We start from the raw sequence: 24,716 nt of genomic DNA, 5'->3' as shown, positions 1-24,716 counted from the left end.
TCAGCCCTCGTCGCCCGCGAAGATCAGCACTTCGATGGGGGTGGGGTTGAAGCCGTTGCAGGGATTGTTGATCTGCGGGCAGTTGGAGATGACGCAGAGCAGGTCCATCTCCGCCTTGATCTCCACATAGTCGCCGGGCTTCGACACGCCATCCACGATGGCGAGCTCGCCATTGGGCGCGATCGGCACGTTCATGAAGAAATTGATGTTCGGCACGATGTCGCGCTTGGACATGCCGTGCTTCGTCACCTCATAAACGAAGTTCTCGCGGCAGGCGTGGAGATAGCGCGTGTGCTGGCCGAAGCGGGCGGTGTTGCTCTCGCACGAGCAGGCGCCCGCCGATGTGTCGTGCCGGCCGCAGGTGTCGGCGGTGACGACGCCCATCAGATGGCCTTCATTGGAGATGAGGCGCGTGCCGGTGGTGACATAGGCCGCGCCCTGCACCCGCAAGGTGTCCTGCGCGGAATAGCGATCGGCGAAATCGGCGGCGCTGTAGAACAGCGTGTCCACCGCCTGCTGGCCCTCAAGGTCGATGATGCGGATGGACTGGCCGCGCTTCACGAGGCCGGACCACGGCGCCTCGGCGGGCACGCGGTGGGTGGCGATGGCGGTCTTGGGGTCGCGAACGGGGGCGGCGAAGAAGCCTTTGGCGTTCATGTCTGTCTCTCCCTTCAGCGCGCGAGGTTCTCGAAGCCGCGGGCGGCCTCGGGGGTGGCGTTGCGGCAGAGGTCGTCAAGGTCCGGCGGCGTCGCCCGGAAACGGATGGCTTCCACGGCGCCGGCCGCATAGTCCGGGCGCGGATCGAGCGGGTGCGGGCAGTTGGAGAGGGCGACCAGCAGGTCCATCTCGGCCCGCAGATCCACGAAATCACCCGCCTGCCGGTTGTCCGTGCCCCACACGAGGCCGCCGGTCTCATCCGTGCCCACGGGGGCGAAGAAGGTGATGGCGGGGGGAATGTCGCGCCGGTCGAGGCCGAGCTTGCCGGCGGCGAGGATGAAATTGTCCCGCGTGTTGCGTAGCCGCTCCACATCGGCCCTCGCGCCATAGCGGGTGCGGTTCGAGGCGGCGGTGGAGCCGCCCATCAGTGCGTCATGAGCACCGCTCGTATCCTCAATGAGCGAGAGCATCACCCGGCCCATGTCGGAGAACAGGACGCGACCCTTCTGGAGGCGGGCGGTCCACTGGATCTTCAGCGTGTCCGCATAGTTGAGGCGCTCGGTGGTCTCGTGCGCGTTCCAGCAGATGAGGGAGACGGCGGCAGGCGCGTCCATGAGCGCGAGGCGCAGCGCCTCGCCCGCCTTCAGCTTCAGGGTGTGGTACCAGCCGGCGGGAATGATCTCGCGGGTCAGCGGGCCGTGGGGCAGGGGCAGGCCGCGCGCCGTCGGGCCGGGGAGCGAGGCGGGGGCGTGGTCGCCCGCCGCCTTCAGCTCCTCATAGCGTCGCCGGTTGGCGGCGATGCGGGCGTCCTTCTCGGTGTCGGCAGCTGTGTTTTCGGCAGTCATGGCTCACTCCTCAGGCGCGCATGAGTGCCGGGTCGTCCCGGCCGGGCCCCTCGACAGCAACCGGGTCGTCCCGGTCGGGGCGGAAAAGATCAAGCTGGCCGGCCACGCGCGGCGGCCAGACCTCGATGTCGCGGGCAATGGTGGCGCCGAAGCGCTCGCGCTCTTCGGGCCGGTTGCGGCGGCGCTCGAAGGCGATGACGCGGGTGGCGAGCGTGAAGGCCTCGCGCAGATCGTGCGTCACCATCACCACCGTCATCTCGCAGGTGTTCCAGAGCTTGCGCATGAGCTGGTGGATGTCGGCGCGGATGCCGGGATCGAGCGCGCCGAAGGGCTCGTCCAGCAGCAGGATGCGCGGCTTGCGCATGATGGCCTGGGCCAGCGCGAGGCGCTGCTGCATGCCGCCGGAAAGCGCGGCCGGATATTTGTCCTCCGCCCCCGCAAGGCCCACTTCCGCGATGAGCGCGCGGGCCTCTTCCACCGCCGCGCGGCGGGCGCTGCCGAACAGGCGGCCGGTGAGCGGCGCGCGGGGCAACTCCGCCGCCAGCAGCACGTTGCCGAGCACCGTGAGGTGTGGAAAGACCGAATAGCGCTGGAACACGACGCCTCGATCCGCGCCCGGCTCAGGCGCGATGGGCTTGCCGCCGATCAGCACTTCGCCGCGCGTGGCGGTCTCCTCGCTCAGCAGGATGCGCAGGAATGTGGTCTTGCCGCAGCCTGACGGGCCGACGAGGGCGATGAAGGAGCGGGGCGCGAACTCGAGATTGATGTCCTCGAGCACGATCTGGTCGCCATATTCCTTCCAGAGATGGCGGATGCTGATGGCGGTCACTTGGTCCTCCCGCCGAACCAGGGAAAGAGCGCGCGGCGCAGCCGCACGAGGGCGTAGTCCATCAGCACGGAGAGGAGGGTGATCCAGGCCACGTAAGGCAGGATCACATCCATGGCGAGATAGCGCCGCACGAGGAAGATGCGATAGCCAAGCCCGCTTTCCGCCGCGATGGCCTCCGCCGCGATGAGGAAGAGGAAGGCGGGGCCGAGGGAGAGGCGCAGCGCGTCGATGAGCCGGGGCGCGATCTGCGGCAGCACCACGCGTAGCGCCAGCTGCCAGGAGGAGGCACCCAGCGTCTCGGCCTTGATGATCTGCTCGCGCGGCAGTTCCTCCACCCGCATGGCAAGGTCGCGGATGAGGAAGGGCGTGACGCCGATGGTGATGAGCGCCACCTTGGACGCCTCGCCCAGCCCCATGACGATGAACAGGATGGGCAGCAGCGCCAGCGGCGGCACCATGGACACCATGGCGACGAAGGGCGCGAGCAGCGCCCGCACGGCCGGCAGCATGCCGATGGTGACGCCCACCACCAGTGCGATGGCGGTGGAGAGGCCAAGCGCCGTGAGCAGGCGATCCAGCGTCGCCAGCGTATCGTTGAGCAGAAGATAATCGCCGGTGCGGGCGTCGGGATTGAAGGCGACGCGGGCGATGGCGTCCGCAATGGTGCCGAGGCTCGGCAGCAGCTTGTCGGCGGGGTTCTCCGCGAGGCGCGCGGCCGAGCCGAGGATATAGGTGATGAGCACGAGCACGAACGGCAGCATGGCCAGCAGCAGCGCTGCCGTGCGGTCCGGCCGGCGGTTGATGAGGCGCATGGGCGTTGCGGGCTCCGGGTTGGGTTTGGAACCTCCCTTATGTGGGAGGCGTGGTAAGCTCCCTCCCCCCTTGTGGGGGAGGGGTGGGGAGGGGGGTAAGACGCTCTCCGCATATGCGGCCGGGCCCGGCCCCTCCTCCCCCTCGCCTCAGAGCTTGCCGTCGGCGGCGAGGGCCATGTAGGTGTCCACGAAGCGCAGCTTCACATTCTTGGCGTCGCCCAGCACCTTGCCGTCGGGCAGGGCGATGCCCACCGCGTCGGCGGATTTGGCATTCTCGCCGAGCAGCTTCTTCTCGAACAGGAACTTGCGCACCCGGTCCATGGTCGTGCCCACCGCCGGCGACTTCACGAAGGCGACGGCATCGGCGGCCTTGTCGAACAGCTTGGTGGCCTTGAGCTGGCTTTCGAAGCCGGCGAGATCGGTGCCGGAGGCCTTGCCCATGTCGGTGCGGGCCTGCTTGCCGGCCTCGCTCTCGGCGGTCATCAGGGCGACGGTCTCGTACCAGATGCCGGCGAGCGCCTTGCCGAAGTCCGGATTGTCATTGAGCGTCTGCGTATTGGCGACCATCAGGTCCATGATCTCGCCGGGGATCTTGGAGCTGTCGAAGACGCTGTGGGCGCTCTTCTCGGCGAGGATTTCGGAGACCAGCGGGTTCCAGGTCACCACCGAGGTCACGGCCTTGGTCTTGTATGCGGCCACCATGTCCGCGTCCGAGGTGTTCACCACCTTCACGTCGCGCTCGGTAAGCTTGATGCTCTCCAGCGCGCGGGCCAGCAGATAATGGGAGACGGAGAATTCGACCAGATTGACCTTCTGGCCCTTGATGTCCGAGAGCTTGTCCTTGCCCTTGAGGATCACCGCGTCATTGCCGTTGGAGAAGTCGCCCATGATGACGGCGGTGGTGTCCACGCCGCCGGCGGCGGGCACGGAGAGGGCGTCCATATTGGTCACGGTCAGCGCGTCAAAGGCGCCGGCGGTGTACTGGTTGATGCTCTCGACATAGTCGTTGAACTGCACCACGTCGATCTTGATGCCGTATTTGTCGGCCCACTTCTTCACGATGCCATGGTCGGCGGCATAGCCCCAGGGCATCCAGCCCACATAGATGGACCAAGCGACCTTGAAGTCCTTCTTGGGCGCGGCTTCGGCGGGTGCGGCAAGGCCGGAGACGGACAGCGCCAGCGCGGCGGCCGCGCCGAGCACCGCCGTGCGGCGGGCAATGGACGAGGGAAGAAGCGTCGAAAACGAGAAGCGCATTGTGTTCCCCTTGCTGAAAAATCGGGGAATTGGCGGAGACTCGCGTGCCACCAATTCCTTGGCCACCGAGGTCTCCCGGGCTTTTATCCCGCCGTGCGCCCGATCCGGATGTCTCCCGGACCGGTGGCAGCTCTCGGACCAGACACGCCTTCCGGCGTCGGAACCCTAGCCACCAACTCTGTCGTCCTATGAAGCAAGCCGCGTGCCACGAAAAAGGTCTGTAGAATCAAGGGTAGGCATATTGCAGTGCATCGGAATGCCGCCCAGCGGCGGGGCATTTGTCTAAATTTTAGCCAAAATTACCTCGCTTACGCGCTTTTGCATACAGGTGGCCCGCCTCACTTTTCGGTGGCGGTCAGCCCTTCGACGAAGAGGCGCTGCATGAGCAGCACCACCGCCACCGGCGGCAGCAGCGCGAGGATGGCGGTGGCCATGACCAGATGCCATACGGGCGCCTCCTGCGTGGCGGTGGAGACGAGGCGCTGGATGGTGGTGACAACGGTGTAGTGGTCGGCGTCCGTCGTCACCATGAGCGGCCACAGATACTGGTTCCAGCCATAGATGAAGAGGATGACGAACAGTGCCGCGATATTGGTGCGCGAGAGCGGCAGGAGGATGTGCCAGAAGAAGGCGAGAGGCCCCGCGCCGTCCATGCGCGCGGCTTCCGTCATTTCGTCCGGAATGGTCATGAACACCTGCCGAAACAGGAAGGTGGCGGTGGCGCTGGCGATCAGCGGCAGGATGAGGCCACCCTGCGTGTTCAGCAGGGAAAGGTCGGCCACCACCTTGTAGGTGGGCAGGATGCGCACCTCCACCGGCAGCATCAAGGTGATGAAGATGATCCAGAAGGCCGTCACCCGGAAGGGAAAGCGGAAATAGCAGATGGCGAAGGCCGAGAGCAGCGAGATGGCGATCTTGCCGGCGGCGATGCCGAGCGCCATGACAAGGCTGTTCCAGAGCATGGGCCCCACCGGCGGGAAGCCCTGAAGGCCCGCGCCCGTGCCGATGAGCCCGGCATAATTGGCGACGAGATCGGGCCCCGGCAGCACGCCGATGCGGCCGGAGAGAAAATCGGCGCCCGGATGGGTGGAGGCGATGAAGGCGAGATAGACCGGCAGCACCATGATGGCGACGCCGAGGATGAGCAGGGCATGGGCGGCCACCGTCAGCCCGCGATCGCGCTCCACCATTCCGTCGCGGGCCATCAATAGTGCACCTTGCGTTCGATATGGCGGAACTGGATGACGGTGAGGCCCGCCACGATGGCGAGCAGCACCACGGACTGGGCCGAGGAGGCGCCGAGGTCCAGCCCCTCGAACCCGTCCTTGAACACCTTGTAGACCAGCGTCGTGGTGGCCCGCCCCGGCCCGCCGCCGGTGGTGGCATGGATCACGCCGAAGGTGTCGAAGAAGGCATAGGTCACGTTCACCACCAGCAGAAAGAAGGTGGTGGGCGCCAGCAGCGGAAATACGATGGCGGTGAAGCGGCGGAACGGCCCTGCTCCGTCGATAGCGGCCGCCTCGATCAGCGGGCGCGGAATGGCCCTTAGGCCCGCATAGAAGAACAGGAGATTGTAGCTGACCTGCTTCCAGGTGGCGGCGAGGATGACCAGCAGCAGCGCCTGACGGCCGTCGAGGAAGTGGTTCCAGGTGATGCCGAGGGCCTTCAGGCCCCGCGCGGCGATGCCGACGCTCGGATCGAACATGAACCAGAACATCACCGCCGCCACGGCGGGCGCCACCGCATAGGGCCAGATCAGCAGCGTGCGGTAGAGGCCGGCGAGCTTGCCGGCCTTCTCCGCCGCCAGCGCCAGCAGCAGCCCGAGGCCGAGCGAGAGGGTCGCCACCGCACCGGAAAACAGGAAGGTGACGCCCACCGCCTCCAGATAGGCCGAATCCCGGAACAGGGCCGCGAAATTCTCAAGGCCCACGAACTGCTTGGAGAGGCCGAAGGCGTCTTCGGTGAAGACCGAGCCGGTGAGCGCTTCCAGCGCGGGCCAAATGAAGAAGATGAACGTCACCGCCAGCTGCGGCGCCAGCAACAGATAGGGCAGCAGCCGGTTGGGAAAGGTGACGCGCTTGGCCTGCATGGCGGCTCGGATCAGCTTTCAGGAGAGCGGAGAGGCCCGGCCGGACGCTCCGGCCGGGCCATGTGAGTTAGGCGCCAAGAACCTACTGGTTCGCCTTCTCGAAGGCCCGCAGCAGCGTGTTGCCGCGCTCCTGCGCCGCATCGAGCGCCGCCTTGGCTGTCTTCTGGCCGGCGAGCGTCGCCTCCAGCTCCTCCTCGATCACGTCACGGATCTGGGCGAAGGAGCCAAAGCGCAGGCCCTTGGAGTTTTCCGTCGGAGGGTTCAGCGTCATCTGCAGAATGGAGATGTCGGCCCCGGGGTTCTTCGCATAGAAGCCCTCCGCCTTGGCAAAGTCATAGGCGGCCGGAGTGATGGGCAGATAGCCGGTCTGCTCGTGCCACCAGGCCTGCACCTCGGGCTTCGACAGATAGGTGAAGAACTTGGCGAGGCCCTTGTACTCGGCCTGCGGACGGCCCGTGAGCACCCACAGGCTGGCGCCGCCGATGATGGAATTCTGCGGCGCGCCCTTCACCTGCGGCCAGTAGGGCATCATGCCATAGCCGAGATCGAATTTGGCATTGGCGAGGATGGCGGCGCGGGCGGCGGAAGAGCCGATGGACATGCCGCATTCGCCGGAGAAGAACTTCGGGTCGGCCTTCGCCTGCCGGCCGCCGTAATCGAAGATCTTCGTCTTCTGCCACTCGGCGAGCTTCTCCCAGTGGCTCTGCACCAGCGGGTTGGAGATGGTGAGCTGGGTGTCGAGCCCGCCCATGCCGTTTTGCTTGGTGCCGATGGCGACGTTATGCCAGGCGGACAGGTTCTCCACATTCACCCACGAAGGCCACTGGGTGGTGAAGCCGCATGCCGTGCCGGAGGCCTGGAGCTTCTTGGCCATTTCTTCCAGTTCCGGCCAGGTCTTGGGCGGCGTGTTGGGGTCGAGGCCCGCCTTTTTGAACAGATCCTTGTTGTAATAAAGGATCGTGGTGGAGGAGTTGAACGGGAAGGACAGCATGTTGCCCTGCGTGTCCGAATAATAGCCCGTCACCGCCGGCAGATAGGTCTTGGTGTCGAACGGCTCGTTCTGCTCGGCCATGAGCTTGTAGACCGGATAGACGGCGCCCTTGGCGGCCATCATGGTGGCGGTGCCGACCTCGAACACCTGCACCAGAGCGGGGTTCTGCTTGGCGCGGAAGGCGGCGATCGCCCCCGTCATGGCCTCGGGATAGGAGCCCTTGAACACCGGAACGATCTTGTAGTCGCTCTGGGAGGCGTTGAAGTCGCTGGCGATCTTCTCCAGCTTCTCGCCGAGCGGGCCGGACATGGCGTGCCACCACTGGATCTCTGTTGCCGCCTGCGCGCCCGCGCCGCCCAGCATCACGCCGGCGAGGCTTGCCGCCAGCATGCGCGCCGCTTTGCTCCATACGGTCTCGTGAATGCCCATGTCCGCCTCCCTCTGCTGGCCGCGCCAGCCTCGTTCGTTGCTTGCGAGGAATGCGTGACGCGGCCATGACGTCCCTATGAAGGCCCGATGACGGCCTTACCGCAATAACGAATGGCCTTGATCCCGCGGCGACGAGCGCGTACCAAGCCCGCCCCTCGGAGATCCCCCATGGCGGCCTGCGGCCTCGATTTCGGCACATCCAACACCACGCTCGGCCTGCCCAATGGCCATGGCGCCGTGCTCGCGGCACTGGAGGACGGGCGCGACACCGTGCCGAGCGCGGTCTTCTATGACCGGGCCGGCCATCCGCGCATCGGCCGCGCCGCCGTGCGCGCTTATGTGGAAGGCGAGGACGGCCGCCTCATGCGGGCGCTGAAATCCGTGCTCGGAACGGCGCTCCTCGACGAGACGACGGCTGTCGGCCGGCGGCGCATCCCGTTCCGCGCCGTGATCGGCGAGTTCATCGCCACCGTGAAGGCCCGCGCGGAGGCGGACCGGGGCGTTGGGCTCGACAAGGTGGTGATGGGGCGCCCGGTCTTTTTCGTGGACGACGATGCGGCGGGCAATGCGAAGGCGCAGGACGCGCTGGAGGAGATCGCCCACAGCATCGGCTTCTCGGCGGTCTCCTTCCAGTACGAGCCCATTGCCGCCGCGCTCGATTACGAGCAGCAGGTGACACACGAGGAACTGGCGCTGATCGCGGACATCGGCGGCGGCACGTCGGACTTCTCCATCGTGCGCCTTGCCCCGGAACGGCGGACGAAGCCGGACCGGGTGGACGACATTCTCGCCAATGACGGCGTGCGCATCGGCGGCACGGATTTCGACCGCCAGCTCTCGCTCAGCATCGTCATGCCCCTCCTCGGCTATCGCAGCCCCATGAAGCAGCCGGGCCGAGATGTGCCGAGCGCCTATTATTTCGACCTCGCCACATGGTCGGCCATCAACCGGCTCTACACGCCGAAGACCGTGCGTGAGATTGTCGAAGTGAAGCGCGATGCCGCCCATCCGGCGCTGCTGGATCGCCTCCTGAAGGTGATCGAGGATCAGCGCGGCCACACGCTCGCCATCGCCACCGAAGGCGCCAAGATCGCGCTGGCGGAGGATGGCGCGGCCCGGCTCGATCTCAAGGAAGTCGAAGCCGGCCTGATCGCCGAACTCGACCGCGGTGGCCTTGAGACCCACACCGCAACGCTCGCCGAGCGGGTGGCCCGTCGCGTCGGGGTGTGCCTGGAACAGGCGGGGCTCACGGCCGATCAGATCGATGCGGTCTTCCTCACCGGCGGCTCCACCCGCCTCGCCCATGTGCGCTCCGCCATCCTCGCGGCGGTGCCGAACGCTCGCGTGGTGGATGGCGACACCTTCGGCTCGGTGGGCACGGGCCTCGCGCTGGAAGCCCGCCGCCGCTTCGGCTGAGGGGGCGCTGCCGGCCTATTGCTGCGAGGCCATGAAGCTGCGGAAGCGGGCGAGGCTGAAGGCGAAGAACAGGCCGCCGATGGCGAGCACGGCCAGGAAGCGCGGCCACACCACCTCGAAACCCGCGCCCCGGTAGAGGATCGCCTGTGCGAAGGCGACGAAATGGGTGGAGGGCGAGAGCTGCGTCGCCCACTGCATCCATTGCGGCATGCTCTCCAGCGGCGTGAAGCCACCCGAGAGCAGGTTCATGGGCAGGATGGTGAGGATGAACAGCAGGCCGAGCTGCGGCATGGAACCGGACACTGTGCCGAGAAAGATGCCGAACGAGGCCGAGAAGAAGAGATAGAAGGCCACCCCCAGCAGGAACAGCGGGATAGAGCCGGCGATGGCCATGCCCATTACCCCTTGCAGTACCCCGAGGATGGAAAGCGCGGTCACCAGCAGGATCACCGCGCCATTGGCGATGATCTTGGCCATCATGATCTCGACCGGGCGCACCGGCAGCACCAGCACATGCTCCAGCGTGCCGTGCTCGCGCTCGCGGATGAGGGCCGCGCCGGCCAGCAGCACCGAGAGCATGGTGATGTTGTTGATGAGGCCCATGGTGCCGGTGAACCAGGAGGATTCCAGCGTCTGGTTGAAGGCGGCGCGGATGTGCAGTTCCACCGGCGTCTGGGCGCCGTTGCCTTCCCGCTGGAGGAAGCGGTTCACCTCCTGCTGGAAGATCTCCGAGATGTAATTGGCACCGAGCCCGGCCTGCATCAGCGCCGTGGCATCGATGAGCAGTTGCACCGACGGGGAACGCCCCGCCAGCACGTCCGACTGGAACTTGGGCGGGAAGTTCAGCACGAAAGTGTAGCGTGCGCTGTCCATCAGCCGGTCCACGTCCTGCGGCGCCAGCGCGACGGGCGTCTGGAAGCGGGGCGGCATCAGGGCGTCGATGATGGCGTGGGACAGCGTGGAATTGTCCTCGTCCACCACGCCCACGGTGGCGCGGTTGAGGTCATGCTTCATGCCGTTCGCCTGCATGTAGATGGCGGCGGTGAAGGCATAGAGCACCAGGATCAGCATCCCCCGGTCGCGCCAGAGGCTGATGAGTTCCTTGCGGATCAGGGCAGAGAGGGCGCTGAAGTTCATCTCACGTCTCCTGCTTTCTGAGGAGCGTATGGGCGATGAGCAGCAGCGCCGGCCAGAAGGCGAAGCAGACGAGGGCGAAGGGCAGCAGCGCCCCGAAGTCGAGCCCCTTGGTGAAGGCGCCAACGCTCGCCCGCAGGAAATAGCTGGTGGGGAAGAGGGTGCCGATCACCCGCGCGCCGCCCTCCAGCGTCGCCACCGGCTGGAGCATGCCGGAGAACTGGGTGGCTGGCATCATGGTCGCGAGCGTGGTGGCGAAGAGGGCGGCCACCTGCGTGCGCGTGAGGGTGGAGGAGACGAGGCCGATGGCGGTCGTGCCGAGCACATAGCCCACCGCCGCCAGCGAGAGGCCGAGGAAGCTCCCCTTCAGCGGCACGCCGAAGATGACGAGCGCCATGCCCACCATGACCAGATAATTGAAGCAACCAAGCGCCACATAGGGCAGCTGCTTGCCCAGCAGGAATTCCAGCTTGGTGACCGGCGTCACATAGAGATTGGTGATCGATCCCAGCTCCTTCTCCGTCACCACGCCGAGCGCGGTCAGCACGGAGGGAATGAAGACCAGCATCAGCGCGATCACCGCCGGCACCATGGCATCGATGCTGCGGAAGGACTGGTTGTAGCGATAGCGCATGGCGAGGCTGGCGCCGGTCGTGACCGTCTTGCCCGCGGCCGCGGCCATCTCAGTGAGGAACTGCGTGTGCGCGCCTTCCACATAGCCCTGTATGGTCTCGGCGCGGAACGGCATGGCGCCATCAACGGTCACCAGCACTTCGGTCTGCCGTCCCGTGCGCAGGTCGGCGCCGAACTGGGGCGGGATCTCGATGGCGAAGGCGATGTCGTTGGATTGCAGCCGCCGCTCCAGTTCCGCCGGCGAGGCGAGGGGCGCCTCAACGTCGAAATAGGAGGAGTGGGCGAAGGTGTCGGCATAGAGCCGGCTTTCCGGCGTCTGGTCGCGGTCCAGCACGGCGAAGCGGACATGGTCCACGTCGAGCGTGATGCCATAGCCGAAGATGAGCATCAGCAGCGCCGTGCCCAGCAGCGCGAAGGTGAGGCGCACGGGATCGCGGCTCAGCTCCACCGCCTCGCGGCCGGAATAGGCCCGCATGCGGCGCAGGGAGAACAGCTTGCGCCGGCCATTCTCGGCCGGGGATGGCGGCAGGCGTGGCGGGCCACCGGCGCTGCGGCCACCCGCCTCCATATAGGCGACGAAGGCCTCTTCAAGGCTCGCGGCGTGCTTGTCTTCCTGCAACTGCGTCGGCGTGCCGGTGGCGATGACGCGGCCCGCATGCATGAAGGAGATGCGGTCGCAGCGGCTCGCCTCGCCCATGAAGTGGGTGGAGATGAAGATGGTGACGCCATCCTCGCGGGAGAGGCGCAGCAGATGCGACCAGAAGCCGTCGCGGGCCACGGGATCGACGCCGGAGGTCGGCTCGTCGAGGATCAGAACTTCCGGCCGGTGCAGCACCGCGACCGCGAGTGACAGGCGCTGCCGCACGCCGAGCGGCAGGCTGTCGGCGAGCGTGTCCAGCACGTCTGCGAGGTCGTAGTCGCGCGCGAGTTCTGCGATGCGCGCCTTGCCCGCTTCCTCGGGCAGGGCGAACAGACGGGCGTGCAGGTCGAGGTTCTGCCGCACCGTGAGGTCGCCATAGAGCGAGAAGCTCTGGGACATGTAGCCGACGCGGCGCCGGGTCTCCATGTCGTTGGCCCCCACCGGCTTGCCGAACAGCAGCGCCTCGCCGCTTGAGGCGGGCAGGAGGCCGGTGAGCATCTTCATGGTGGTGGACTTGCCGCAGCCGTTGGAGCCGAGGAAGCCGAAGATCTCGCCCTTGCGGATGGTGAAATTGACCGCATCCACCGCGACGAAGTCGCCGAACCGCCGGGTGAGTCCGCGCGATTCGATGGCGACGGGGGCATCATCCGGGATCGCCGCACGGGCCCCGGGCGCGATGTCGCTGCCCCGCGCCTCGGGGGGCAGCAAGGCGATGAAGGCGCGCTCGAGGTCGCCTTCCCCGGTGCGGGCGAGGAGCTCAGCCGGGGTGCCGTCCGCGAGGATCTTGCCATCGTTCATCATCACCACGCGCGGGAAGCGGGCGGCTTCCTCCATGTCGGCGGTGGCGACCAGCAAGGCGAGGTTCGGCCGGTCGGCGCGGATGGCGTCCACCAGTTCCCAGAACTGGCGGCGAGAGAGGGGATCGACGCCCGTGGTGGGCTCGTCGAGCAGCAGCAGATCGGGCTCGTGCACGAGCGCGCAGCACAGACCGAGCTTCTGCTTCATGCCGCCGGAGAGCTTGCGCATCAGGCGGTCGGCGAAGGGGGCAAGGCCGACGGCTTCCAGCAGCGGCGCCATGCGGGCCTCGGCTGCCTTGGCGTCGGCACCGAAGAGGCGGGCGAAGAAGGCGATGTTCTCGCGCACCGTCAGGCCGGGATAGAGATTCTTGCCGAGCCCCTGTGGCATGAAGGCGATGCGCGGCTGCACTGCCTCTCGGGCGCGCCGGGAGGCGAAATCCGCACCCAGCGCCTCCACCTGTCCCGTCTGGATGCGCTTGGCCCCGGCGATGAGGGCGAGGAGGGTGGACTTGCCCACCCCGTCCGGCCCCACCAGTGCCATGGCCCCGCCGCCCGCCAGCGCCAGCGTTACGTCGTTGACGGCGGTCACCGGGCCATAGCGGTGCACGACGCCGGCGACGCGGAAGCCGCCGGTTGCAGCCGGGGCTTGCGCGATCATGGCGTGGTCCGGGTCAGGTCGGATTCCAGCCAGCTCGGCCAGGGTGTATTGGGGTCGATCCGCACATAGGCGACGCCGGTGACGCCGGTCTTCGCCTGTTCCATGTATTTCTGCACCAGCTCGGTGGGGATGCGCACCTTGGTGCGGAACATCATCCGGTCCCGTTCGCTCTGCGTTTCCACCTGCTTGGGCGTGAACTGGGCGCGGGCCGAGATGAAGGAAACCTTCGCGGGGATGGCGAGATCCGGGATCGGCTCCAGCAGCAAGCGGGCGTCGGCGCCGAGCCCCACCTTGCCGGCCGCGGCTGCGGGCAGGAAGACGGTCATATACACGTCGGACAGGTCGAGCAGGGTCAGCACCTTGCCGCCGGCCGCCAGCACCTCGCCGGGCTCGGCGAGGCGGTAGAGCACGCGCCCCGACCGCGGCGCGGTGAGCGTGCCGTCCACCACCTGACGGGTCAGGCGGTCCACCTCCGCCTTGGCCGAGCGGATCGCCGCCTCGTAGGCGGCCACGGCACTCAGGGCCGCATTCAACGCGGCTTCCGACGTGACCTTGGCGGTGCGCTGCTGGTCCACCTTCTGCTGGGTGGCAAAGCCCTTGGTGAGCAGCGTCTCGTCGCGCTCCAGTTCCTTGACCGCGAGATCGAGTTCGCCGCGCCGCTGCTCCACCACGTGCTTGGCCTGCTCATAGGAGCGCTGGGCCTGTTCGGCTTGTGCCTGTGCGCTCCGCAGCGAGGCTTCCGTTTCCTGCACATCCATGCGCGCGAGCACCTGGCCCTGGCGCACGAAGTCCCCTTCCTCCACGAGCACTTCCGCGACGCGGCCGGCATATTTCGCCGCCACGTCCACTTCGGTTGCCTCGATGCGCCCGTTGGCGGCGAGGATGCCGGGGGGCAGGGTCTGGCGGTGCTGGTACACATAGTATCCGCCGCCGGCCGCTAGGACGACGATGGCGAGGAAAACGAGAAGCCCGATGCGTCGCGTCATGAAGCTGGCTCAAGTATCTCTGGACTGGAGTGTGGCGCCTCCTCGATGACAAGGGGGCAACTGAGGAGGTGTTCGATGCGCCGGGACAGCGCACTCGCATCGGCCTTGGCGAGAGCGGGCACGGCCATGACCTTGCGCATGACGGCGATGCCGAAGCAGCAGGCCGCGACCAGTGCCACGCGCTCCGCCACTTCCGCCTCCGATACCGGGCGGCCACCCGATCGCAGGATGCGGGCGACGGGCTCGAGGAAGCTCTCTTCGCACCAAGCGCGCAGGATGGGGCCTGCGTGCGGATCGGAGACCGAGCGTACGAGCATCTGCAGCGGATCACCCTCGGGGGCCTCCCGCTCCACCAGAAGGTCCTGCGCGATCTCCTGGGCGAGGCTGCGTCCGTCGGTGGAGGTCCAGTTCCAGCCGCCGAAGGCCCGCCGCACGCAGGCCGCGAACAGCGCTTCCTTGGAGCCGAACAGCCGGTGGACGCGGGCGACGTCGAGACTGGCGTCCGCAGCCACCTGCCTCAGGCCCACCTGATCATAGCTCTGCTGCGAGAAGCGCCGCACCGCCGCCGCCAGAGCCGCTTCCCGCGCCAGATCGCTTCTCTTTGCTGTCGTGCCATGTTCCAACATTGGATTCCGCCCTCCCAAAATCCCCCTTGATCGCAATACTAGAGACGCCGAACACAACGGGCGTTGACCCAAATCAAGCATTGCAAGCAAAGATTTAATGCATCCACGAATCGCAACTATGGTTTGCGCTGCACGTTTGGCAACCTGGGGTTTCTGCCTGCGATCTTGTCTGGGTGATATTGCGCCGGAGCGGCGGAGGCGTTGCGCATGAAGATCGGCATCGTGGGTCATGGCGCCATGGCGGGCGCGCTCCGCGGCGTGTTGGCGCAGGAAGGCGCGGCGCTTGGCGCGGTTCTGGCCCGGCCCGGCGGCGCAGAACGGGTACGGGCGGCTCTGCCGGCCGATGTTACGGTGGCCGAGACCCTGGCTGATTTCCTCGCCAGCGGCGTGACCGTGGTGGCGGAATGCGCGGGGCATGGGGCGCTCCAGGCCCACGGGCCCGGCATCCTCGCGGCGGGTCGGGATCTTGTTGTCGCGGCCGTGGGCGCGCTGGCCGATCCGGGGCTGGAGACACGCCTGCGGGCGGCAGCAGCTGGCGGTGGGCGGCTTGTGATCCCAGCGGGTGCCGTGGGCGGGCTTGATGCGCTGGCGGCGGCCCGGCGGGCTGGCCTTTCGTCGGTACGCTATGTCTCGCGCAAGCCCCCGGCCGCATGGCTCGGCACGCCCGCCGAGCGGGTGGCCGATCTGTCGGCACTCACCGCGGCCGCCGCGATCTTCACCGGCACCGCACGGGAGGCGGCCCTCGCCTTCCCGCAGAATGCCAATGTGGTGGCGGCCATTGCGCTGGCCGGGCTCGGCTTTGACGGGACGCAGGTGACGCTCATGGCCGATCCGGCGGTGACGGGAAATCGCCACACGATCGAGGCGGAGGGCGCCTTCGGGCGCATGTCGGTGACGATGGAAGGCCGCCCGCTGCCGGACAATCCGAAGACCTCGATGCTGGCGCCCTACAGCCTTGCCCGTGCGGTTCTGAACCTGGACGCGCGGGTCGTCGTCTGATCAGGCGGCGGCGACGGTCTGCGGCAGCAGGAAGGGTCCGTCCGGCACCGCATTGACCCGTGCGGCCACGCCGAAGCTCGCGCCGATGATGGCGTCGGTCATGATTTCGGCCGGCGGTCCCTCGGCGACGATGGCGCCCTGCACCAGCACCACGAGCCGATCCGCCGCCATGGCCGCGAGATTGAGATCATGCAGGATGGCGAGGACCGCGCCACCCTGTTCCGCATGCCGGCGGGCGTGCCGCAGCACCAGCAACTGATGGGCGAGATCGAGGCTCGCGGTGGGCTCGTCCAGCAGCAGATAGCCGGGCTGGTCGGGGGCCATCACCTCCAGCTGTGCGAGAGCACGCGCGAGTTGCACCCGCTGGCGCTCCCCGCCGGAGAGGCTGTCATAGGTGCGCGCCGCAAAGCCCGGCAGGTCCACCTGCTCCAGCACGCGCTCCACGCGCGCCCGCGCAGACGGCTGATCGCCGAGAAGGCCAATGGCCACCACTTCCTCGACGCGGAAGGGAAAGGCGACCTCGCTCGACTGGGGCAACACCGCCCGTCGTCGGGCGAGGGCGGCCGGGCTGAGCGTGCGGATGTCGGTGCCGTCGAGTGTCACGCGCCCGGAACTGGGCTTCACCTCGCCGGCCAGCAGCTTGAGCAGGCTCGATTTGCCCGCGCCGTTTGGGCCGACGATGACGGTGACGGTGCCGGGCGTGAGGCTGAGAGAGACGTCTCGCACGAGGGCGCGCCCCTGACGGATAAGGCTGGCGGCTTCGGCCTGATACGCTTGGGTCGGATCCACGGCGTCACCCGATCATGCGGCGGCGCAGGAGCAGCCAGAGGAAGAACGGCGCGCCGACCAGCGCCGTGACGACGCCCAGCGGCAGTTCGGCCGGGGCCACAGCGATGCGGGCGCAGATGTCGGCGGCGATGAGGACGGCGGCACCGAGCAAAGCGGACGCGGGCAGGAGCACGCGATGTCCCGGCCCCAGCCACATGCGCACGAGATGCGGCACCACGAGCCCGATGAAGCCGATGACGCCTGCCGCGGCGACGCAGGCGCCGACGCCCGCCGCGACCGCGATGATGGCGAGGCGCTTCAGCCGCTCCACCGGCACGCCCACATGAAAGGCTTCCGCCTCCCCGAGCGCCAGCGCATCGAGCCCGCGCGCCAGGACGGGCGCGCATACCACCAGAAAACCGACGAAGGGCGCGACGAGGGCCACCTTCGGCCATGTGGCGCCGCCGAGGCTCCCGAGGGTCCAGAAGACGAATTCCCGCGACTGCTGCTCGCTCGAGATGAAGACCAGAAGGCCCGTCCCGGCGCTGGCCAACGCCCCGAGCGCGAGGCCCGAGAACAGCAATGTCGCCACCGACATGGCCCCCTCGCGCATGGACAGGCGGGCGATGAGGAGGGTGGTGATCAGACTGCCGGCAAAGGCGCAGAGCGGCAGGGCCAACGTCTGCGCCAGCGGCGGTAGGAGGGCGACGAGCGGCGCGCCGAGGACGAAGAAGGACACTGCCGCCAGCGCCGCGCCGGGGGCGACGCCCACGAGGCCGGGATCGGCCAGCGGATTGCGGAACACGCCCTGCATCACCGCCCCGGCCATGGCCGTGCCGGCCCCGGTGAGAAGGCCGAGGACGGCGCGGGGCAGGCGGATATCCAGCACGACGATGCGCTCGCGCATGGCGGCGCCTGCCTCGTCCGCATGCGTGGAGAAGGCCCCCGCGAGGATCTCCAGCACCCGGCCGGGGCTGATGCTCACGGCGCCGACCGCCAGAGCCGCGAGGAAGGCGAGGGCGGCAAGGAGCGCGCAGGCCACAAGGCCGGCGGGCGCCGCCGGCCGCAGCCGCCTCGGATGCGCGGGGGCGGTGGCCTTCAGCGCCGCGAGGCTCACGGGTTGGGCTCGCTGGACCAGGAATGGACCGGCAGCGGTGCGAGCTTGGCATTGGCGCGGGCGGCCAGCGCGAGGTCGAGCGCGGCTTCCGGCGTGCGTGGGCCGAAGCCGAGCAGATAGGAGCCCGGCAGGGTGATGAGCCGCTTGTGCTTCGCCGCCGGGGAATTCCGGAAGGCGGGAATGGCGAAGATCGTCTCCGGCGGCAGGGGCTGGCCGCCGCCGCTCATCACCACGATCACGTCCGGCTGGGCGGTGAGGAGGACTTCCTCGCTCGCCGGCTTGTACCCCTTCACGCCCGCCACCGCATTCTCGAGGCCGGCGAGATGGAACATGGCGTCGGCGCTGGTTCCGGCACCGCCCACGATGGGGGCGCCGCCTGCGGTGGAGAGCACGAAGACCGCGCGGGGGTGATGCTTCAGCGTGGCGATCTCATGGGCGAGCTGGCGAAAATCGGAGCGCACCGCATTGGCGAGCTCCTGCCCCTTCTCCGGAATCCCGACCGCATCGGCCACCATCTCGATCTTGCGCACGATGGCGTCCTGCGAATGGCCATCGGGAATGAGCACCACGGGGACGGAGGAGTGGGACAGCACCTCTATGGCCTCGCGGGGGCCGGACCCTTCGCTGGCAATGATGACGCTCGGCGTCTTCGACAGGACGCCCTCGGGCGAAAGGGCGCGCATGTAGCCCACGTTGGGGAGCTTGCGTGCCGCCTCCGGATAGACGCTGGTCTGGTCCACTGCCACCACCCGCTCGCCGACGCCGAGGGCGAAGAGGATTTCGGTCACCGCGCTGCCGATGGAGACGATATGGGCGGTATCGCGCACCTCCACCCGGCGGCCACTGGCGTCGGTCACGTGATGGGCGGCGGCGGGCGTGACGGCGAGCAGAGCGCAGAGGGCACTCGCGGCGAGGGTGCCGGCGAGGGCGCGCGCATTCGCGGACATGCCGCACAGCAATGAGCTGAAATGAGAGTGCCGTTTCTGCATTTCGAATTCTTCCAACTTAACTGCGCCCGCCACGTTGCATACTGTTACGTTGGATCGATTATTTTGTCATCCGCTCTAGTTTAGAGGTAATCAACTTGACCCTCGGTCATGCGGGCGCTACCCAAAGCCTGTTCGTGGCCGTGGCATGGGCCGCGTCGGTCGGGGGGGCGCGCTCCGCTTGCATGATTGCATGGCGGAAACGTGCCGTTTCTCCCTTTCGTGTCAGAGCCTGGTGAAGCGGCCGGAAGGGTTCCATCCGGTCGGGCCGGGATCTGATGACAATGTGATCGACATGGGCCTGCCGGGCGTTCGTTCACCGTATTCTCAAGGCGCGGGCTCAGGCCTGTGACCTGTCGGGCGCCGTCTCTAAGGGATCGGTGTCTGTTGCAAGTAATCAGAGAGTCAGTTGCGTGCGGTCCGCGCGCGTCGGTCATGCCCGCCAAGCCCGGTTCCGGGTGGTAGCCAGCTCGACATTTCAGGAGATGGTGTATGGGTCGCCTGACAGCGCGCGCGTCTGCGCGTTCGGTTTCCGCCGTATCGCTCTGCCGGAAGGGATCGGGGCCGTTCCGCCGCGCCGCCGCGCGGGGGCTTTCCAGTGTCGCCGGCGCTGCGCTGGTCGCCGGAGGCCTCGCCTGGGCGGGACCCGCGGCGGCGCAGTCCGCCACCACGGCGCCAGCCGGATCGTCCTCCGCATCCTGGCCCGCCTCGTCCCAGCCGGCCATGACCACCGGGCCGGGCGGGGAGATCGCCCTTGATGCCATCACCGTGGTGGCCACCTACACGCCCATCTCCACCATCAACGCGCTGGCGGGTGTGAGCACGGTTCGGCTCGATCAGCTTCAGGAGTACCTGCCGGACCGCACGGCGGATGTCTTCTGGGGCATGCCGGGCGTGACCGCCATCCAGAACGGCAACAGCACCCAGACATCCGTGAACATCCGCGGCCTTCAGGATTTCGGCCGCGTGGCGGTGATCGTGGACGGCGCGCGGCAGAACTTCACCCAGCTCGGCCATGCCAATTCCGCAGGCTCCTTCTTCGTCGAGCCGGGGTTGTTGGCGGGCGTGGACGTGATCCGTGGTCCCGTGTCCAACATCTACGGTTCGGGCGCCATCGGCGGTGTCGTCACCATGCGCACCAAGGATGCCAACGACATCCTGAAGCCCGGCCAGACCTGGGGTGTGGAAGGCACCGGCGAAATGGGCTCCAACGGGCCCATGGGCTTCGGCTCGGCCTTCGGCGCGGCGCGCGTTGGTCCCAACATCGACCTGTTCTGGGGCGGCACCTATCGCGACCAGGGCAACTATTCCGACGGCGACGGCAATGAGGTGCCCGGCACCGCCAACACCACCTGGACCGGCATCGCCAAGGCCACCATCCGCCCGGCGGATTTCCACGAGATCAAGCTGTCGGCGCTGAATTACGACAGCTCCTACACCACCAGCTCGGCGAGCGTGATCACCACGCCCACCACCAGCCAGTACGGCACCGACATCACCAACCGGACGGTGAGCGCCAGCTACAATTACTCGAACCCGGACAACAACCTGTTCGACTGGCGCAGCACCGTTTATTGGAACCAGGTGCAGCAGGATCAGGTGAAGGTCGCCGGCACCAACAGCACGGTGACCGGAAACGTGGGCAATCCCCGCAGCTTCACCATCGATACGGTGGGCTTCGACGCCAACAACACCACGCGCTTCGCCCTCGGGCCGGTGCGCAACGCCGTTACGGTCGGCGGCGACTATTTCCATGACGACGTGAGCAACATCGACCGCTACGGCTTCGGCGACGGCTACAATCCCTCGGGCACGCGGGGCGTCGGCGGTGCCTTCGTGCAGTGGCAGGCGAACTATTCCACCTGGCTCGAGGCCATCGGGGCGGTGCGTTACGACAGCTATACGCTGAACGGCAACGGCGTCTCCAACAGCGGCGACCGCTTCTCGCCCAAGCTTACCATCGGCCTCACGCCGCTGCCCTGGTTCACCGTCTATGGCACGTACGCGGAGGGCTATCGCGCGCCCGCAGTGACCGAGACATTGGTGGCAGGTGCCCATCCCCCGGCCATGCCCATCGTCACCTGCCCGGATGGCAGCATCGGCACCTTCTGCTTCCTGCCTAATGCAAATCTCCAGCCGGAGGTGGGCAAGAACAAGGAAATCGGCGTCAACCTGAAGTTCGACGACCTGCTCACCAAGGGCGACAAGCTGCGCCTCAAGGCGGACGTCTATCGCAACGACGTGAGCGACTTCATCGAGCTCGTGCAGTTCGGCCGCACCCGCTTCGGCACCACGGCCTATGCGCAGTACCAGAACATCGCCTCCGCCCGCCTGCAGGGCTTCGAGCTGGAGAGCATGTATGACGCCCGCCTGTGGTTCGCGGGTATCTCGGCGACCGTGAGCGAGGGCAAGGACACGAGCGACAACCAGCCGCTCTCCAGCATCCAGCCGGACAATGTGGCGACCACCATCGGCCTGCGCTCGCCGGACCAGACGCTGAGCCTCTCGCTGCGCTGGCAGTGGGTGGCGGCGGTGACGGCGGCGGACCTGCCCACAAACTCGGTTTATGCGCCCACCTCCAGCTTCAATCTCGTGAACGTCTATCTCGGCTATCAGCCGAGTGAAAATGTGCGCATGTCGCTGAGCGCGGAGAACCTGCTGAACGAGCAGTACACGCAGTACCAGCAGTTCCTGCCGAGCGCCGGCCTCACCGTGCGCGGGGCGGTGACCATCCGTTTCGGCGGCGGCGAGGTGGCGTCCAGCAAGCCGGCGGCCCTCACCAAGTAGGCGCCGCTGAGGACGCCTGTGCGCGGCGGGGCGGGCGCATCCGCCGCGCCTCCAGGGACGGAGCCGCTCCGACAGGACGCGGCTTCCGGTCTATGATGGGATCAGTTTATCGTTCGCGCCGTGACAGGGGCGGGCCAGGACTTTCGAGACGGGAAGGAGCATTCCATGTTCATCGCGATGAACCGCTTCAAGGTGAAGAACGGGTCCGAAGCCGAGTTCGAGCGCGTGTGGCGCGAGCGCGACAGCTATCTGCACACCGTGCCGGGCTTCGTCGCCTTCAACCTGCTGAAGGGACCGCAGAAGGAGGACTACACCCTCTACGCCTCTCACACCCACTGGGCGAGCAAGGCGGATTTCGAGGGCTGGACCAAGTCTGAAGCCTTTCGCGCTGCGCACAAGGACGCCGGTACCAACAAGGTGAACTACATTGGCCCGCCGGAATTCGAGGGTTTTGAATCCGTGCTGTCGCTGGACACCACCACGAAGGCCGCCTGAGACCCCCTTAAGGTAAAGCCCGGATTGCCGCCCGTCCGTCGCGGCCTTACCTCTTGGCTCCGGTGCCTTTGGCGCCGGAGCGGGGAGGTGTGCAATGGCAGGCGTTCGATGCGGGATGGGGCGAGGCCTGCTGGCCATGGGCATGGCCGTCCTGATGGGCGGCCCGGCCAGAGCGCAGACGATCGGGCCGGATGAACTCAATGCCCTGGTGAGCCAGTGCGCGCCCTGTCACGGCGTTGATGGTCATGCCCGCGACGTGGAAGTGCCGCACCTCGCCGGCCAGCACGACCGCTACCTGTGGAACCAGCTCATTGCGTTCCGGAAAGGCACACGCCGCCATCAGGATATGCGCTTCATGAGCCGCGCGCTCACAGAGCCGGAAATCGAGGCACTGGTCGTCTATTATTCCGGCCTGCCGCGATAGCGTCTGGCGCCTGACCGCACCTCAGTCAGGCAAAGCGTGGTCGCGGAAGGCCGTTTGAAGCACAGTCACGTCCCGGTGTCCGTTCGCCAGCAGCAGTTGCAGCAGCACGCGCGCCTTGGCGGGGGTATGGTAGCCTGAGGCGACAAGGCCAAGGCGGTCGTCATCCACCTCGATGTTGCGCACCACCGGGCCGGAGGCGGTGCGGCTGGCGCGGACGATCGCAACCCCCGACCGCGCGGCCGCCGCCAGCGCGTCCATCATGGCGGCCGGCGCATTCCCGTCGCCCACGCCCGCGAGAACGATGCCTTGCGCCCCCGCCGCGACGGTGGCCTCCACGGGCCGTCCGTCCGCGCCCGCATAGGCATAGACGATCTCCACCCGGGGCAGCGGGCTGGCAGGCAGAGGCAGATGTAGCCGGGCCTCGGGTGGCCGGAAGAAGGTCACGCTGTCGAAGATGGCCGCGCCCGCCGGGCCGGTGTTCAGCGAGCGGAAGGTTTCGACGGCGGTGGTGCTGGTCTTGGTGACATCGCGGGCGCCATGGATGGCGTCATTGAGCACGACCATCACGCCCCGTCCCCGCGCCTGCGGCGCCAGCGCCACCTGAAGGGCGGCCTGAAGGTTGCGCGGGCCCTCGGCGCCGACGGCGGTGGCCGGGCGCATGGCACCGACCATCACCACCGGCTTTTCGCCTCGCGTGGCGAGGTCCAGCAGCAGCGCCGTCTCCTCCATGGTGTCGGTGCCATGGGTGATGACGATGCCGGCCAAGTCCGCCTGCGCCTGAAGGGCGGTGATTCGGGCCACCAATGCCTGCCAGACCGCCTCGTTCATGTCCTGGCTGCCGATGGCCGCCACCTGCTCCGCCGCGATCCGCGCCTGCCGGTCCATGCCGGGGACGGCGGAGAGCAGCGTTTCCGCGGAGAGGGCGCCGGCATTGTAGCCGCCGTCCGAGCGGGGATCGGCGGCGCCCGCAATGGTGCCTCCCGTGGCCAGAACCGCAATGCACGGCAGGGAGGCGGGGGAGGTTTTGGCGCTGTCGGTCATGGTCTCGATCTGGATGGCTGCGCACGCCCACCCCATGCGGGTGGTCCAGGAGCAAAGCAATCGGAAGTTCTGCGGGAAATCAATGACGGGCGCGTTCGCGCCATATATCCGTGAGAGTATGATGACCCAAGGGCGGGCGCTCGCAGCAGGGATTCGCCGGCTGCACGCCTTGCCCGAATGTCACGGCCCCGGTTGCAATCGGACGGGGCGAGAGGAGTGAAGGGGCGGCGAGATGTCGATGTTGAGGAAGGAGAGCGCGGCTGCGCTCCCCATGTGCATCGTGGTCGGGGTGATCTTCGGCGCGGTGTGTGCGCTGGGTCTCGTCTGGGTGCTCGCTGGCGTTCACTGAGGCGCCCCCGGACCTTGCCGGGAACGCCCAGGGCGTCGGGTGACGCCGGATCAGACGTTGCGCAGCAGGCCGCCGTCCACGCGGATCTTGCTGCCCGTGACGTAGGCCGCGCGGGCCGAGCACAGGAAGGCGACCATGTCCGCGAATTCCTGCGGGTCGCCATAGCGGCCGACCGGGATCTGCGCCTTGGAGGCGGCTTCGATCTCCTCGCGGGTCTTGCCCTGTTTCGCGGCATTGGCCGTATCGAGCTGGCCGATGCGCTCGGTGAGGATGCGGCCGGGCATCACGATGTTCACCGTCACGCCATCCTTGGCCACTTCGCTCGCCAGCGTCTTCGACCATCCGAGCACCGCCGCGCGGATGCCGTTGGACAGGGCGAGGTTCGGGATGGGCTGCTCCACGCCCGAGGAGGCGATGGTGACGATGCGGCCCCAGCCCTTCTCGCGCATCTTCGGCAGCAGGCGGCCGGCGAAGTGGAACAGGTTCGCGGCCATGGGCGCGAAATTGGCGATCCACTGGTCGCGGGTGATCTCGGCCGCGACGCCGGGGGGCGGGCCGCCCGTGTTGCCCACCAGAATGTCCGTGCCGCCCTTGGCCAGCACATGATCGGCCAGCGCGTCGATGGAGGCGAGGTCGGCGCCGTCAAGGTGGATGGCTTCCACCCGTCCCTGAACGTCCGCCGGCAGGGCCGCGCGCCACTTCTCGATGTCCGCCACCGTGCGGGCGGCGGCGATCACATGCGCGCCTTCCAGCGCCAGCGTGCGCGCGCTCGCCGCGCCAAGGCCGCGGCTGGCGCCCATGACGACGGCGGTCTTGCCTGTGAGACCCAGATCCATGCTTTCGCTCTCCTGAGGACGTTGGGCGCGCCGGAAGTGCCGCCGGTCACGTGCGGTATGCCGCCGGTGCGCCAAGATGCCGGCCGGGATTTGCTCGCGTTTCTGCGGCGCTGGC

General features: G+C 67.7%; 22 protein-coding genes and 1 riboswitch. Of the genes, 5 read left to right on the top strand and 17 right to left on the bottom strand.

Features of this window, described 5'->3' with window-relative positions:
- The 8 genes from DFO45_RS22310 to ugpB form a co-directional block, all read right to left on the bottom strand.
- A complete protein-coding gene (locus DFO45_RS22310; protein ID WP_133866581.1) occupies positions 1–657 on the bottom strand; it encodes an urea amidolyase associated protein UAAP2 in 657 nt (218 codons plus the stop codon).
- 14 nt (positions 658–671) lie between these two features.
- A complete protein-coding gene (locus DFO45_RS22305) occupies positions 672–1,502 on the bottom strand; it encodes an urea amidolyase associated protein UAAP1 (RefSeq protein ID WP_133866580.1) in 831 nt (276 codons plus the stop codon).
- Positions 1,503–1,512: 10 nt separating this feature from the next.
- Positions 1,513–2,331: an ABC transporter ATP-binding protein gene (locus DFO45_RS22300; RefSeq protein WP_133866579.1), complete on the bottom strand. Its 819-nt coding sequence runs from the start codon at positions 2,329–2,331 to the stop codon at positions 1,513–1,515.
- Positions 2,328–3,143 (bottom strand): ABC transporter permease subunit, encoded by an 816-nt coding sequence (locus tag DFO45_RS22295; protein WP_133866578.1) that lies wholly within the window; start codon positions 3,141–3,143, stop codon positions 2,328–2,330. The genes DFO45_RS22300 and DFO45_RS22295 overlap by 4 nt, the downstream gene beginning before the upstream one ends.
- A gap of 147 nt (positions 3,144–3,290) precedes the next feature.
- Complete coding sequence (locus DFO45_RS22290) at positions 3,291–4,400, bottom strand: putative urea ABC transporter substrate-binding protein (RefSeq protein ID WP_133866577.1); 1,110 nt, start codon at positions 4,398–4,400, stop codon at positions 3,291–3,293.
- A gap of 70 nt (positions 4,401–4,470) precedes the next feature.
- Positions 4,471–4,580, bottom strand: a riboswitch (guanidine-I (ykkC/yxkD leader).
- A gap of 158 nt (positions 4,581–4,738) precedes the next feature.
- Positions 4,739–5,590 carry a sn-glycerol-3-phosphate ABC transporter permease UgpE gene (gene ugpE, locus DFO45_RS22285; RefSeq protein ID WP_133866618.1) on the bottom strand — a complete coding sequence of 284 codons (852 nt, stop codon included), beginning with the start codon at positions 5,588–5,590 and terminating at the stop codon, positions 4,739–4,741.
- Positions 5,591–5,604: 14 nt separating this feature from the next.
- Positions 5,605–6,489, bottom strand: a complete 885-nt coding sequence (gene ugpA / locus DFO45_RS22280; protein WP_133866576.1) for a sn-glycerol-3-phosphate ABC transporter permease UgpA — start codon at positions 6,487–6,489, stop codon at positions 5,605–5,607.
- Between the two features lie 82 nt (positions 6,490–6,571).
- Positions 6,572–7,870, bottom strand: coding sequence for a sn-glycerol-3-phosphate ABC transporter substrate-binding protein UgpB (gene ugpB, locus DFO45_RS22275; RefSeq protein WP_208299854.1), 1,299 nt, complete (start codon positions 7,868–7,870; stop codon positions 6,572–6,574).
- A gap of 207 nt (positions 7,871–8,077) precedes the next feature.
- Here ugpB and DFO45_RS22270 point away from each other — a divergent pair, with 207 nt between their 5' ends.
- Positions 8,078–9,325 (top strand): Hsp70 family protein, encoded by a 1,248-nt coding sequence (locus DFO45_RS22270; protein ID WP_133866574.1) that lies wholly within the window; start codon positions 8,078–8,080, stop codon positions 9,323–9,325.
- A gap of 15 nt (positions 9,326–9,340) precedes the next feature.
- Here DFO45_RS22270 and DFO45_RS22265 read toward each other — a convergent pair whose 3' ends face one another.
- The 4 genes from DFO45_RS22265 to DFO45_RS22250 are packed head-to-tail and all read right to left on the bottom strand — an operon-like array spanning position 9,341 to position 14,799.
- A complete protein-coding gene (locus tag DFO45_RS22265) occupies positions 9,341–10,462 on the bottom strand; it encodes an ABC transporter permease (RefSeq protein ID WP_133866573.1) in 1,122 nt (373 codons plus the stop codon).
- A 1-nt stretch (position 10,463) separates the two neighbouring features.
- Positions 10,464–13,187, bottom strand: coding sequence for a ribosome-associated ATPase/putative transporter RbbA (gene rbbA / locus DFO45_RS22260; protein ID WP_133866572.1), 2,724 nt, complete (start codon positions 13,185–13,187; stop codon positions 10,464–10,466).
- Positions 13,184–14,173, bottom strand: coding sequence for an HlyD family efflux transporter periplasmic adaptor subunit (locus tag DFO45_RS22255; RefSeq protein WP_133866571.1), 990 nt, complete (start codon positions 14,171–14,173; stop codon positions 13,184–13,186). The genes rbbA and DFO45_RS22255 overlap by 4 nt, the downstream gene beginning before the upstream one ends.
- The gene (locus DFO45_RS22250; RefSeq protein WP_052286045.1) at positions 14,170–14,799 is read right to left on the bottom strand and encodes a TetR/AcrR family transcriptional regulator; all 630 of its coding nucleotides are present in this window, start codon (positions 14,797–14,799) and stop codon (positions 14,170–14,172) included. Before DFO45_RS22250 ends, DFO45_RS22255 begins: the two co-directional genes overlap by 4 nt.
- Positions 14,800–15,006: 207 nt before the next feature.
- Between DFO45_RS22250 and DFO45_RS22245 the strand changes: the two genes are divergently transcribed.
- On the top strand, positions 15,007–15,798 hold the full coding sequence (locus tag DFO45_RS22245; protein ID WP_133866569.1) for an aspartate dehydrogenase: 792 nt from the start codon (positions 15,007–15,009) through the stop codon (positions 15,796–15,798).
- Here the strand turns inward: DFO45_RS22245 and DFO45_RS22240 are convergent, their stop codons facing one another.
- The 3 genes from DFO45_RS22240 to DFO45_RS22230 are packed head-to-tail and all read right to left on the bottom strand — an operon-like array spanning position 15,799 to position 18,630.
- Positions 15,799–16,587, bottom strand: coding sequence for a heme ABC transporter ATP-binding protein (locus tag DFO45_RS22240; protein WP_133866568.1), 789 nt, complete (start codon positions 16,585–16,587; stop codon positions 15,799–15,801). It lies immediately after the preceding gene.
- 4 nt (positions 16,588–16,591) lie between these two features.
- On the bottom strand, positions 16,592–17,683 hold the full coding sequence (locus DFO45_RS22235) for an iron ABC transporter permease (RefSeq protein WP_133866567.1): 1,092 nt from the start codon (positions 17,681–17,683) through the stop codon (positions 16,592–16,594).
- Positions 17,680–18,630 (bottom strand): ABC transporter substrate-binding protein, encoded by a 951-nt coding sequence (locus DFO45_RS22230; RefSeq protein WP_166657226.1) that lies wholly within the window; start codon positions 18,628–18,630, stop codon positions 17,680–17,682. Before DFO45_RS22230 ends, DFO45_RS22235 begins: the two co-directional genes overlap by 4 nt.
- A 531-nt stretch (positions 18,631–19,161) precedes the next feature.
- On the opposite strand from DFO45_RS22230, the gene DFO45_RS22225 reads away from it, so the two are divergent.
- The 3 genes from DFO45_RS22225 to DFO45_RS22215 all read left to right on the top strand — a co-directional run bounded on the left by DFO45_RS22225 (position 19,162) and on the right by DFO45_RS22215 (position 22,375).
- Entirely contained in the window at positions 19,162–21,456 is a 2,295-nt protein-coding gene (locus DFO45_RS22225; protein ID WP_133866565.1) for a TonB-dependent hemoglobin/transferrin/lactoferrin family receptor, read from the top strand.
- 165 nt (positions 21,457–21,621) lie between these two features.
- Positions 21,622–21,951 (top strand): antibiotic biosynthesis monooxygenase, encoded by a 330-nt coding sequence (locus tag DFO45_RS22220; RefSeq protein WP_012172903.1) that lies wholly within the window; start codon positions 21,622–21,624, stop codon positions 21,949–21,951.
- A 136-nt stretch (positions 21,952–22,087) separates the two neighbouring features.
- Positions 22,088–22,375, top strand: a complete 288-nt coding sequence (locus tag DFO45_RS22215) for a c-type cytochrome (RefSeq protein ID WP_166657225.1) — start codon at positions 22,088–22,090, stop codon at positions 22,373–22,375.
- A 21-nt stretch (positions 22,376–22,396) separates the two neighbouring features.
- Here the strand turns inward: DFO45_RS22215 and DFO45_RS22210 are convergent, their stop codons facing one another.
- Both DFO45_RS22210 and DFO45_RS22205 read right to left on the bottom strand, forming a co-directional pair.
- Positions 22,397–23,452, bottom strand: a complete 1,056-nt coding sequence (locus tag DFO45_RS22210) for an asparaginase (RefSeq protein WP_208299851.1) — start codon at positions 23,450–23,452, stop codon at positions 22,397–22,399.
- 363 nt (positions 23,453–23,815) lie between these two features.
- Positions 23,816–24,601 carry an SDR family oxidoreductase gene (locus DFO45_RS22205; RefSeq protein WP_012172899.1) on the bottom strand — a complete coding sequence of 262 codons (786 nt, stop codon included), beginning with the start codon at positions 24,599–24,601 and terminating at the stop codon, positions 23,816–23,818.
- Positions 24,602–24,716: the final 115 nt, after the last annotated feature.

The organism is Azorhizobium sp. AG788 (genome assembly GCF_004364705.1).
Taxonomy (GTDB): domain Bacteria; phylum Pseudomonadota; class Alphaproteobacteria; order Rhizobiales; family Xanthobacteraceae; genus Azorhizobium; species Azorhizobium caulinodans.
Note: the sequence above shows the minus strand (reverse complement) of the source record. Positions and strands in the feature narration are given on the sequence as shown.

What these genes read in the sequence shown, in the direction of transcription:
- DFO45_RS22310 (WP_133866581.1), bottom strand. Translation starts at nt 657, where the DNA reads ATGAACGCCAAAGGCTTCTTCGCCGCCCCCGTTCGCGACCCCAAGACC.
- DFO45_RS22305 (WP_133866580.1), bottom strand. Translation starts at nt 1,502, where the DNA reads ATGACTGCCGAAAACACAGCTGCCGACACCGAGAAGGACGCCCGCATC.
- DFO45_RS22295 (WP_133866578.1), bottom strand. Translation starts at nt 3,143, where the DNA reads ATGCGCCTCATCAACCGCCGGCCGGACCGCACGGCAGCGCTGCTGCTG.
- DFO45_RS22290 (WP_133866577.1), bottom strand. Translation starts at nt 4,400, where the DNA reads ATGCGCTTCTCGTTTTCGACGCTTCTTCCCTCGTCCATTGCCCGCCGC.
- ugpE (WP_133866618.1), bottom strand. Translation starts at nt 5,590, where the DNA reads ATGGTGGAGCGCGATCGCGGGCTGACGGTGGCCGCCCATGCCCTGCTC.
- ugpA (WP_133866576.1), bottom strand. Translation starts at nt 6,489, where the DNA reads ATGCAGGCCAAGCGCGTCACCTTTCCCAACCGGCTGCTGCCCTATCTG.
- ugpB (WP_208299854.1), bottom strand. Translation starts at nt 7,870, where the DNA reads ATGCTGGCGGCAAGCCTCGCCGGCGTGATGCTGGGCGGCGCGGGCGCG.
- DFO45_RS22270 (WP_133866574.1), top strand. Translation starts at nt 8,078, where the DNA reads ATGGCGGCCTGCGGCCTCGATTTCGGCACATCCAACACCACGCTCGGC.
- DFO45_RS22265 (WP_133866573.1), bottom strand. Translation starts at nt 10,462, where the DNA reads ATGAACTTCAGCGCCCTCTCTGCCCTGATCCGCAAGGAACTCATCAGC.
- rbbA (WP_133866572.1), bottom strand. Translation starts at nt 13,187, where the DNA reads ATGATCGCGCAAGCCCCGGCTGCAACCGGCGGCTTCCGCGTCGCCGGC.
- DFO45_RS22255 (WP_133866571.1), bottom strand. Translation starts at nt 14,173, where the DNA reads ATGACGCGACGCATCGGGCTTCTCGTTTTCCTCGCCATCGTCGTCCTA.
- DFO45_RS22250 (WP_052286045.1), bottom strand. Translation starts at nt 14,799, where the DNA reads ATGTTGGAACATGGCACGACAGCAAAGAGAAGCGATCTGGCGCGGGAA.
- DFO45_RS22245 (WP_133866569.1), top strand. Translation starts at nt 15,007, where the DNA reads ATGAAGATCGGCATCGTGGGTCATGGCGCCATGGCGGGCGCGCTCCGC.
- DFO45_RS22230 (WP_166657226.1), bottom strand. Translation starts at nt 18,630, where the DNA reads ATGTCCGCGAATGCGCGCGCCCTCGCCGGCACCCTCGCCGCGAGTGCC.
- DFO45_RS22225 (WP_133866565.1), top strand. Translation starts at nt 19,162, where the DNA reads ATGGGTCGCCTGACAGCGCGCGCGTCTGCGCGTTCGGTTTCCGCCGTA.
- DFO45_RS22220 (WP_012172903.1), top strand. Translation starts at nt 21,622, where the DNA reads ATGTTCATCGCGATGAACCGCTTCAAGGTGAAGAACGGGTCCGAAGCC.
- DFO45_RS22215 (WP_166657225.1), top strand. Translation starts at nt 22,088, where the DNA reads ATGGGCATGGCCGTCCTGATGGGCGGCCCGGCCAGAGCGCAGACGATC.
- DFO45_RS22210 (WP_208299851.1), bottom strand. Translation starts at nt 23,452, where the DNA reads ATGGGGTGGGCGTGCGCAGCCATCCAGATCGAGACCATGACCGACAGC.
- DFO45_RS22205 (WP_012172899.1), bottom strand. Translation starts at nt 24,601, where the DNA reads ATGGATCTGGGTCTCACAGGCAAGACCGCCGTCGTCATGGGCGCCAGC.